The following is a 9,896-nucleotide window of genomic DNA, read 5'->3' on the forward strand; positions in this document are numbered from 1 at the left end:
GGACTTTCGTTATGCAAGCGTATCTAATCGATTTTGTTAATTTGCTGCTGCGCTGGCTGCATGTCATTGCGGCCATCGCCTGGATCGGCGAGTCGATCTATTTCGTGATGCTGGACAACAGCCTGCGCTCGCCGAAGGCAGCGGAAGACCGCGAAAAGGGCGTGTTTGGCGAAATGTGGTCGGTGCATGGCGGCGGCTTCTACCACAACCAGAAGTACGCCACGGCGCCTGCCAAGCTGCCTAATGATCTGCACTGGTCATTCTGGAAAGCCTACACCACCTGGCTTTCCGGCTTTGCGCTGTTTGTGATTCTCTACATGGTTAATCCGGGCTTCTATTTGGTAAACCCCAATAGCCCCTGGGAGTGGGCCGCTCATCTGACCGGCTGGCAGGCCAACCTGCTGGCGCTGGCGTTTCTGCTGGGCGGCTGGGTGGTTTACAACGAGCTGTGCAAGCGCATTAGCCCCAATATGGATCGCGACGGCCTACTCAGCATCGCAGTTGCCGTCATGATGGTCGTGGTGGCCTACCTAAGCACGCAGATGTTTACCGGGCGCGCTGCCTTTTTGCTCACTGGTGCTGTGATGGCGACGGCGATGTCGGCTAACGTCTTCTTCTGGATTATTCCCGGTCAGCGCCGCATGGTAAAAGCCATGAAAGCGGGCGATGCGCCCAATCCGCTGGATGGCAAACGCGGCAAACAGCGCTCGGTGCATAACACCTACTTCACGCTGCCGGTCGTTTTGCTGATGGTGAGTAATCACTACTCGTTTATCTACTCCCACGAGCTTGCCTGGGTGGTGATGGTGCTGTTTATCTTTGCCGGTGCCTTGATACGGCAATTCTTTGTTTTAATGCACGCAGGCAAAACCCAGCCCGCCTACCCAGCCTTTGGGGTAGGGCTTATTCTGCTAGCGTTTTGGGTGGCCGCACCGAGTGTATCGTCAACGGGTAGTGATGCCAGCGCCCAAGGTCCCGATCAGGCACAAATCACCGGTTTGATTGAGCAGCACTGCGTGCAGTGCCACGCACGCAACCCGGAACATGCCGGTTTCTCAGCGCCGCCCGCTGGGTTTGCGTTTGAGAATTGGGATGAGATTCTGGGCCATAAAGCACAAATTCAGCAGGTGGTGGCCAGCCGCTATATGCCGTTAGGCAATATGACCAACATGAGTGATGAAGAGCGCGATATCATTGCCGCTTGGGAGGAGTAATCAGAGAGGCTAACTATGAGTGATGCGCAGGCGCCGGAAAAGCGGCGTGCTCCTGTTAAAGAAGGCAAAGAGAGTAAAAAAGAGAGCAAAGAGGGCGATGAGCGCCACGAGGCAATCTACCGGGCGGTGAGCGATGCAATCGTCGAGCAGCGGCTGAAGCCCGGCGCACGGCTGCGTGAAGATGCGCTGGCGGATGTGTTTGGCATTAGCCGCACCGGTATTCGTAAAATCCTCCAGCGTCTGGCGCTAGAGCAACTCGTTACGCTAACCCCGCGCCGAGGCGCCAGCGTTACCCGGCCCACCGCCGACGAAGCCAAAGACGTATTCGATGCCCGCCAGTTAATCGAGTGCGGGTTAATGCCCGACGTAGCCCGGCGCATGGGCGAAAAAGAGGCCGCGGAGCTGCGCGAAATGGCTCGCGAAGAGCGCCAGGCGCTGCGCAGTGGCCAGCAGAGCGTGGCTATTCGGCTATCGGCAGACTTCCATGTGCGCTTAGCGCAGCTATCAGGTAATGCCACCCTGGCAGAGTTTGTCGAGCGGCTCTGCTCCCGCTCATCGCTGATACTCGCCGTCTACGGCCATCGTGGCCACTTAGGCTGTGAATCCCACGACCACGACGATCTGATCGGCTATCTGGAAGCAGGCAACGGCGAGCGCGCCAAAGCCTTTATGAGCCGCCACCTAAAAGCCATCGAAGCGTCACTCTCCATGGTGGAAGAGGAAGAAAACGTGCCGGATTTGCAGCAGATATTTGGGGGTTAAGCACGGTTGTGTCGGATCGCTAAAAAACAGCGCCTGGGGCTTAGTAAAGAGGGCTTACATCAAGCGCCAAAAGGCGTCGACCAGCGGGTTCTTTAGGTTTTTCTTGAGGGTAAATAAACCAATATCGTAGGGCTCCAGTTCCGGCGTCACGTCGAGCACGCGGATGCGATCCACCAAGGGACTGTTGTCGAGAACGATTTTTGGCACCACGCCAATGCCAAAGCCCAAGCTCACCATACTCACAATGGCTTCATTACCGGTGACCTGTGCATAAATGCGCGGAGAGACATCCAACTGACGAAACCACTCATCCACACGGGCTCTTGAGACACCGCTCTCTGATAGAATCATAGGGATGCTCGCCCACTCTTCCGGTGTGGTTGGCGTGCTCGTTGGCACATTCGGCACCTGCTGCTCAAGGGGCGCAATAAACAGCAAAGGCGACGTGGCAATGGATTTAAACGCCAGGCCACGGGGCAAGTTGGCAGGCTGGGCCGCGATGCTAAGGTCTTCTTTACCGTCCAGGACATGGGCAATAGCGTGCTCTGGATCCCCCGTGCGCAGCTTGATTTCAATGATCGGGTAGGCAATACGAAAGCGGCGCAGCAGCTCATGCAAAAAGCTGTAGCTGGCGGTGACGGAGCCATACAGGCTGATTTCACCGCTTAATTGATCAGGATTGTCCGTCAATTCATGACGAATCAAATTCCATTGGCTGCTGGCATCGCGGGCGTACTTGAGAAACTTCTGCCCCTCCTGGGTCAACACCACGGTACGGTTGTCGCGGTTAAACAGCGACACCCCCAGCTCCTCTTCTAAATGCCGGATGTTGCGCGACAGGGCAGAAATGCTGACGTAGCACTCATCGCTGGCGCGACCAAAATGCAGGGTCTCTGCCAAAGCCAGGAACTGTTTTAAAATTTTAAAATTCATAAACGCCATGATAATTGAGTTTTGCAAAAAAAGGGACATGCTGTTGCAAATATATCAATTTAAGAAATGGTCATTTTTGGGTAGATTAACCTTACTCACATAACGCTGGATCTCGCATCTGGCGATTGTGTCACTCTTTTAAGTACCGGTTTTAGCATCGATGTGCCTTACATCGATGTTGTGCTCATAACATATCAGGATGCTAACGATGGCTAACTACTTCAATACGCTGCCGCTCCGCGAGCAACTGGCGCAACTCGCCAAATGCCGTTTCATGTACAGCTCTGAATTTGCTGATGGCGTAGAAGCGCTTAAAGGCAAAAAAATGGTCGTGATCGGCTGTGGCGCCCAGGGCCTTAACCAAGGCTTGAACCTACGCGACAGCGGCTTAGACGTCTCTTACGCACTGCGCCCTGAAGCCATTGAACAAAAACGTCAGTCCTGGAAAAACGCCACCGAAAACGGTTTTACTGTCGGTACCTACGAAGAGTTGATCCCCACGGCCGACGTGGTTTTGAACCTGACGCCCGATAAGCAGCACACCGCTGTTGTGACGGCGGTAATGCCGCTGATGAAAGAGGGCGCCTGCCTATCTTACTCCCACGGTTTCAACATCGTAGAAGAGGGCATGAAAATCCGTGATGACTTAACTGTCATCATGGTGGCACCTAAGTGCCCGGGTTCTGAAGTTCGCGCTGAATACGTGCGTGGTTTCGGCGTTCCCACCTTGATCGCTGTTCACGAAGCCAACGATCCCAAAGGCGAAGGCCTTGCCCTGGCAAAAGCCTACGCGGTGGGTACTGGCGGTCACAAAGCGGGCGTGTTGATGTCCTCTTTCATCGCCGAAGTTAAATCCGACCTGATGGGTGAACAGACGATCCTTTGCGGCATGTTGCAAACCGGTTCTCTCCTCTGCTTCGACAAAATGATCGAAGAGGGCATTGAGCCTGGCTACGCCGCTAAGCTGATTCAGTACGGCTGGGAAAACATCACAGAAGCATTGAAGTACGGCGGCGTGACCAACATGCTGGATCGTCTCTCTAACCCAGCCAAGATCAAAGCCTTTGATCTTGCTGAAGAGCTGAAAGAGATCATGCGTCCGCTTTACAACAAGCACCAGGACGACATCATGAGCGGCCACTTCTCGCACACGATGATGGAAGACTGGGCGAACGATGACGCTAACCTGCACAAATGGCGTGCCGAAACCGCAGAAACCAACTTCGAGAAAACCCCTGCAGGTGACGTAGAGATTACCGAGCAGGAGTACTTCGATAACGGCATCTTGATGGTAGCGATGGTTAAAGCGGGCGTTGAGCTGGCTTTTGAGACTATGACGGCGGCGGGCATTATCGCCGAGTCTGCTTACTACGAGTCGCTCCACGAAACGCCACTGATCGCCAACACCATCGCGCGTAAGAAGCTGTACGAGATGAACGCGACTATCTCCGATACAGCGGAGTACGGTTGCTACCTTTACAACCACGCGTGCGTACCGCTCTTGGCTGACTTTATGAAAGGCATCAAGTCCGATGTTATCGGTAAAGGTCTAGATCTGGACGACAACGGCGTTGATAACGCCCGCTTGATCGAAGTTAATGATGCGCTTCGCGCTCACCCGGTAGAAGCCGTTGGCGCAGTGCTGCGTGGCCATATGGCGGACATGAAGAAGATCGTTTAATCGGCTGATTAAACGGTAGACCGCTAAGTCATCTAAAAAGCCGAGATATCGCCACGATATGCTCGGCTTTTTTGTCTCATTGCATGCGAACACTGACTTTTTCCAAACAATAAGGAACACATTGATGGAGCCTTCAAGCCGCTTAGCGCGTATTCAGCTAAACAAAGCGACGATCAGTTTTGATGATCGCTTCACCCTAAGCGAGATTGATTGGATCATCGAACCCCACCAACATTGGGTCATCACGGGCACCAATGGCTCAGGAAAATCGGCCCTGGCGGCGGCGCTGGCGGGCGTTGGTAAGATTGAAGCGGGCACTATTCAAGGTCTTCCCAACAACGTTGGGTTGGTCTCTTTCGAAGCGCAGGCCGAGCTTATCGCCAAAGAGCTGAAAAAAGACGATGCCGATATCATGGATGTCATTTCACTCGGCACCCCCGTTAGTGAAATGATTTTCGAGCAGTGCCAAGACCCTGAACTTGCCAGCGAGCTGGTCGAAAAGTTCGGGCTGACGAAACTCCTCGACCGTGCCTTTCGTAAGCTCTCCACGGGCGAAACCCGCAAGGTCATGCTGATTCGCGCTCTGTCGAGCAAGCCGGATTTGCTGATTTTAGACGAGCCTTTTGATGGTTTGGACGTCGACACCCTCGCCATGCTGCAAGCCCATCTCGCCTCCATCATCGACACCGTTCCCATGGTGATGGTGCTGAATCGCTTTGATGAGATGCCAGACTTTATCACTCACGTGGCTTATCTGGATAAAGAGCGTTTAGAGAAAAAGAGAGGGGATAAGAAACGAGGAGATAGTGGACGTTTAGCGTTCACGGTAGAGCGTCAGGATGAAGCTGCCTTCAATGAGCTTTATCAGTTGCTGCATCTGAAAACCACTGACCTAAGCCTGCCAGAAGCGGATCCAGCCAGCAAATTACCTGCTCTTGACCCCAGTCAGCCGTTAGTGAAGCTCAAACAAGCAACTATCCAATACGGCGACACCGTGATTGTCGATAAGCTCGATTGGACGATAGAGCAGGGCCAGCACTGGCAGCTCAGTGGCCCCAACGGTAGCGGCAAAACCTGTGTTTTGTCCCTGATCACGGGGGATCATCCGCAGTGCTATACCAACGATATTTTTGTGTTTGGCTTCCAGCGCGGCAACGGCGAAAGCATCTGGCAGATCAAGCAGTTTATCGGCTATGTCTCCACTGCCCTGCAGTGGGAGTATCGCGTCAGCACCAGCTGCAAAAACGTGATTATTTCAGGCTTCTACGACAGCATCGGCGTGTACACAAAAGCCACCGATCATCAGAAAAAAATCGCCGACCAGTGGCTGGTACTACTCGGCATGCAAGAGCGCGCCGATCAGCCCTTCAACAAACTCTCCTACGGCGACCAGCGTCTGCTGCTTATCGCCCGCGCCATGGTGAAGCACCCGCCGCTATTGATCCTGGACGAGCCCTGCCTCGGTCTAGACGATATGAACCGCCAGTTGGTTCTCGCCCTTATTGAGAAAATTTGTGCAGGGAAAGAAACCACGGTGCTCTACGTGAATCACCACACGGAAGACAAAATAAAAGAAATAGACAATCATTTGTCGCTGGAGAAGAATCACTAGTGAGCGGTAAAGGTCGTCTAACTCCTTCACGCTTTTAGCGGCCGCGAAGTAAGCAACGGTGAGCGTTCTAAAGCAATAAGGAGGCACCATCGAGAAGTCACCAAGTGTCGCTCTCCATGGTCTAAAAGGAAGAGGAATTGCGGGCTCTGCAGCAGGTGTTTGGGGACTATAGGTGTTTAGGGTCGCTAACAGAAGACCGCTAAATGAGGGGAAGTGCAAAAGAATTTTAGTGGTTCCCAAAATATTTATACGCATCACTCAATCCTTGGCTAGTAAGGAAAAGTGTATTCAATCGCTCTTGACGATTAAATATTATTGAAAGTTACCTTTTGTTACAAAAGCAGTTAGCATTATCTGTAGAAATGGTGGTATTTTTGAATTTCAAAAATCTACTTAAGTATTATTAACTGCGATGATTAATGAAACAGAACTTGCTAGAGACTATGCCGAAGGCATCGAAAGCTTTAAAAAGTGCCACACACTAGGTGGTTCGTTCGCTGGCTGCCGCTTTGTAATGCCTTTTGCCATCGGTTATGCCAGGCAGCTAACGGTAGATCAATGGCCTGCCTTCAACGAGCTGACTGATGAAGAGAAATTTGCAGCAGGGATGATTCACCGCATACTCGCATCGCACGATATTATGGGTGATTATCCACGCTTGTGGCTGCAGATTTGTGACTTTGAGTACGAAGCCAAGAAACTGCTCGCCTCTCCACTTGAACGTTCCTTTTTACATAGAAAGCTGACCCAAGAGTCTTAGGATAGGGTTTCTCACACCGTTTACCACGCTTCCAATCTCGTTAGCGAAATTCAAAAAGAAGGCATTCCTGTCGCTATGAGCGAGGTTCAAGTGGATAGTAAAGGTATTCTTGTTTACCGGTGCCCACGCCAGGTCGGCGATGATTGGTTTGGCGCTCGAAGCTGGTTCGGGGGTGCTCCTCGGCTGGGGGATCTAACATGGCCGAGAAGCGCTGAGGGGTACCCGCTTCATTTCGTTGCCCAGTTTGATCTTGCCGAAATAGCCGCTGAGTGCGGCCAAACCGAGTTGCCCAGCGAGGGCTCGCTGGCCTTCTTTACTGGCCGGGCAAGCGATGAAGAATGTGCGGTTATCGAGATACCGCCTGGGGTGGCAGAGGATTTCAGCGAAGTACCCGAAGGGCGGTTACCTTTCGATGAGGTTGGCTTGGAAAAACCGGGGATGAACGACCTGCTTCCATTCTGGCCAGTAGGTTTCATGCCTTATGAAACGGATCCGAGCAAGATAGATAGCGACTGCCGCGAAGCATTGGCCAAGCATGGTACGCCGCAGTTTGAGCACCGGTCGTTCACCCTTTCGGCTGCGGCGATTTTAAAGGGCCCAGGCGTTCCTCACTGGTACCGGATCGCTTTTTATTACCGCGATTCTCTGCTCAAGCGTAAGATGGGGATCCCAGCACGAATTGCAGAAATCCAACAGCAGATAGCAGACACTCAAGAGGAAGAGCAAAAGCAAAAGCCTGATCCCCTCAAGCTCCTCTTTGGAGTGGACGTTAACTATCAAATAAAGTGTATCGAAGCTATCCAGCGGTTACAGCCAGCGTTTGACCGCCATCTTGCCGAGGTAGATGCCCTTTGTGAAGGGCGGGCACCCTGGTCGTTGATGCCAGAAGACGAGTGGCGGCACCTTGAGGTGCTGTGGCGCAAAACGTCCGAGTTTTATCCGATAACGGCACCAAGTGATAGTAAGGTGAGCGCCGATCTATCTCTGTCGGAGGATATGCTCCGAGAGCTGCCTAAGGCGGATGATCCATCCTATCGAGAGTTACCTGCAGAAGTGCGCGATTTTATTGAACATCGCCAGAGGCCGCGTCCACAGTGGTGGTACAGCGCTTATTTGATTGAGGATGCGATCAAGCACATTGACGAAGAAGATGAGCCTTTGCCTCCAGCGTTTGAGGCTTTTCGTGCGGAAGTCTCCCTTTGGGTGGCCGACCACGACCCATGGCAGCAAATGGATGAGGACGATGCTGAGCGGCTGGCCATGATTCACCGGCGCTGTCGTGACGAGTTCAGGGAAATTGTAAGCTACCGTGTTCCTTATAGTCTTGATGAGCTGGAAACCATTACGGTGCGGCTGGCGCTTGCGGGTGACGAAAGCGTATATGCGGGTCTTCCCGAGGCGGCGAGAGCCCGGGTCAATCGCTATTGCTTGCTGCCAACAGGAGGAAGCAATCATCAAATGTTTGGCATTCCGCTTGAGATGCAGGCGAACGCAAGATTGCTGAATTACGACCGCCACCTACTACTGCAACTGACGGCTGACGACGCCAACTTCTTTGATTTTAACGGTTGTGGCAATTATCAGTTCTGGATTTCACCCAAGGAACTTAAACAACGTAAATGGGAAGCCGTCAATATCACTTTTGAGTGTGATTAATTTGAACGAATAGGCTCAACTAGCATTAGAAAGAGGTTCGGGCGATTGCCTGGGCCTCTTTTTTTTCAGCTTTATTGAATGATGGCTAAGCCCTTCTGCTAAAGAGAGAGTTCACGCGATGACGTGCTGTATAGCAGAGATGGAGTAGGTGATCAGTGAATAAATGCTAAAGAGGCGACTCTGTGCCTAACGAACGAACGGCTAACCACAGGAGAAACACCATGAGCTACAGAACCCTTGATGCCCGCGTCTGGGCCACCAACTGCCTGACCGATGGCGAACTGATTTATGGTTTTAGATCCGATAAAAGTCTGGAGGACGAGGAGAGCGCGGCGAATACCATGAACCGTGCAGAGCGTGGAGAACCGCAACCGGCCGATTGCTTTCCTAAAGAAATGTATGTTGCCAGTGAATACGAAAAAATAAAATCAGTGCCGGATATCTTTACCAGTGGATTCTGGGTGGTTTCTGCCCGTTTTGCAGAGGTGCTAAGTCGTTTTGAGCTGGGCCAAACGGAGCTTCATCCAGTCAAGCTATTCCAACACGACCGCAAAACGCCGTTCGAAGGCGAGTACTTCGTCCTGGCTTTTGGTGAGACCAAGGATACCTTTGTGCCGGAGGAGTCGCCGGAGGCAGATACCGTCTTTATGAGGAAGGATGTATGGCAAGCAAAGCGTGCGAACAATAAAGACAGCCTAGCCTTTGATAAATCTGTTTTAAACGGCGTTGATTTGTGGATGGAAAAAAAATCATGTATTCATTTTTTATGAGTGATCGCTTGGTAGAGGCGCTTAAAGCCGAAAAACTATCACAAAAACTGAGGCCTTATCGCTGTCGTGTTGTTTCCAATCTGCACTAATTCAATCTTTTAAAGGGGAGTAGGGGTATGGCCGGGGGTATAAAGCATCTTTTTCAGGTTCATCACTGGTTGATGATAGAGCTGCCCAATCAGCTTCTGAACGCTCCACCGAAAGCGTAACCGTCAGCGTCGATGGCCAGACGCTGACGCCTACGCTTTGGGCTAAACGAACGCAACCACCACCACAGGAGAAACACCATGAGCTACAGAACCCTTGATGCCCGCGTCTGGGCCACCAACTGCTTGACCGATGGCGAACTGATTTATGCTTTTGATCCAGATAATTATTTAACGGACGAAGACAGCGCGGTCGATGCCATGAAGCGAGCCAAACTTGGCGAGCCGTTACCGGCGGATCGCTTTCCGAAAGAGATGTATGTGACTAGTAGCTATCAGCGGTTCAAAAAGGTGCCAGACAT

9 protein-coding genes are annotated in these 9,896 nt (G+C 52.2%); 8 read left to right on the forward strand and 1 reads right to left on the reverse strand.

What is annotated here, in order from left to right:
• Positions 1-11 precede the first annotated feature (11 nt).
• Both JI62_RS20690 and JI62_RS20695 read left to right on the forward strand, forming a co-directional pair.
• Complete coding sequence (locus JI62_RS20690) at positions 12-1,214, forward strand: urate hydroxylase PuuD (protein ID WP_088701987.1); 1,203 nt, start codon at positions 12-14, stop codon at positions 1,212-1,214.
• A gap of 15 nt (positions 1,215-1,229) precedes the next feature.
• Positions 1,230-1,976, forward strand: coding sequence for a GntR family transcriptional regulator (locus tag JI62_RS20695; RefSeq protein WP_088701988.1), 747 nt, complete (start codon positions 1,230-1,232; stop codon positions 1,974-1,976).
• 54 nt (positions 1,977-2,030) lie between these two features.
• Here the strand turns inward: JI62_RS20695 and ilvY are convergent, their stop codons facing one another.
• On the reverse strand, positions 2,031-2,909 hold the full coding sequence (gene ilvY / locus JI62_RS20700) for an HTH-type transcriptional activator IlvY (protein WP_088702000.1): 879 nt from the start codon (positions 2,907-2,909) through the stop codon (positions 2,031-2,033).
• Positions 2,910-3,117: 208 nt separating this feature from the next.
• Here ilvY and ilvC point away from each other — a divergent pair, with 208 nt between their 5' ends.
• From ilvC to JI62_RS22700, 6 genes are all read left to right on the forward strand, one after another.
• A complete protein-coding gene (gene ilvC, locus JI62_RS20705; protein WP_088701989.1) occupies positions 3,118-4,590 on the forward strand; it encodes a ketol-acid reductoisomerase in 1,473 nt (490 codons plus the stop codon).
• Positions 4,591-4,714: 124 nt separating this feature from the next.
• A complete protein-coding gene (gene modF / locus JI62_RS20710; RefSeq protein WP_088701990.1) occupies positions 4,715-6,202 on the forward strand; it encodes a molybdate ABC transporter ATP-binding protein ModF in 1,488 nt (495 codons plus the stop codon).
• Positions 6,203-6,614: 412 nt separating this feature from the next.
• A complete protein-coding gene (locus JI62_RS20715) occupies positions 6,615-6,962 on the forward strand; it encodes a hypothetical protein (protein WP_088701991.1) in 348 nt (115 codons plus the stop codon).
• Between the two features lie 75 nt (positions 6,963-7,037).
• A complete protein-coding gene (locus tag JI62_RS20720) occupies positions 7,038-8,618 on the forward strand; it encodes a DUF1963 domain-containing protein (RefSeq protein WP_088701992.1) in 1,581 nt (526 codons plus the stop codon).
• 221 nt (positions 8,619-8,839) lie between these two features.
• On the forward strand, positions 8,840-9,388 hold the full coding sequence (locus JI62_RS20725; protein ID WP_088701993.1) for an imm11 family protein: 549 nt from the start codon (positions 8,840-8,842) through the stop codon (positions 9,386-9,388).
• A 287-nt stretch (positions 9,389-9,675) separates the two neighbouring features.
• Positions 9,676-9,896: hypothetical protein (locus tag JI62_RS22700; protein ID WP_170938611.1), on the forward strand; the 221-nt coding region annotated here is incomplete at its 3' end.

The organism is Halomonas campaniensis (assembly GCF_002211105.1).
GTDB lineage: Bacteria > Pseudomonadota > Gammaproteobacteria > Pseudomonadales > Halomonadaceae > Vreelandella > Vreelandella campaniensis_A.

What these genes read in the sequence shown, in the direction of transcription:
- JI62_RS20690 (WP_088701987.1), top strand. Translation starts at nt 12, where the DNA reads ATGCAAGCGTATCTAATCGATTTTGTTAATTTGCTGCTGCGCTGGCTG.
- JI62_RS20695 (WP_088701988.1), top strand. Translation starts at nt 1,230, where the DNA reads ATGAGTGATGCGCAGGCGCCGGAAAAGCGGCGTGCTCCTGTTAAAGAA.
- ilvY (WP_088702000.1), bottom strand. Translation starts at nt 2,909, where the DNA reads ATGAATTTTAAAATTTTAAAACAGTTCCTGGCTTTGGCAGAGACCCTG.
- ilvC (WP_088701989.1), top strand. Translation starts at nt 3,118, where the DNA reads ATGGCTAACTACTTCAATACGCTGCCGCTCCGCGAGCAACTGGCGCAA.
- modF (WP_088701990.1), top strand. Translation starts at nt 4,715, where the DNA reads ATGGAGCCTTCAAGCCGCTTAGCGCGTATTCAGCTAAACAAAGCGACG.
- JI62_RS20715 (WP_088701991.1), top strand. Translation starts at nt 6,615, where the DNA reads ATGATTAATGAAACAGAACTTGCTAGAGACTATGCCGAAGGCATCGAA.
- JI62_RS20720 (WP_088701992.1), top strand. Translation starts at nt 7,038, where the DNA reads ATGAGCGAGGTTCAAGTGGATAGTAAAGGTATTCTTGTTTACCGGTGC.
- JI62_RS20725 (WP_088701993.1), top strand. Translation starts at nt 8,840, where the DNA reads ATGAGCTACAGAACCCTTGATGCCCGCGTCTGGGCCACCAACTGCCTG.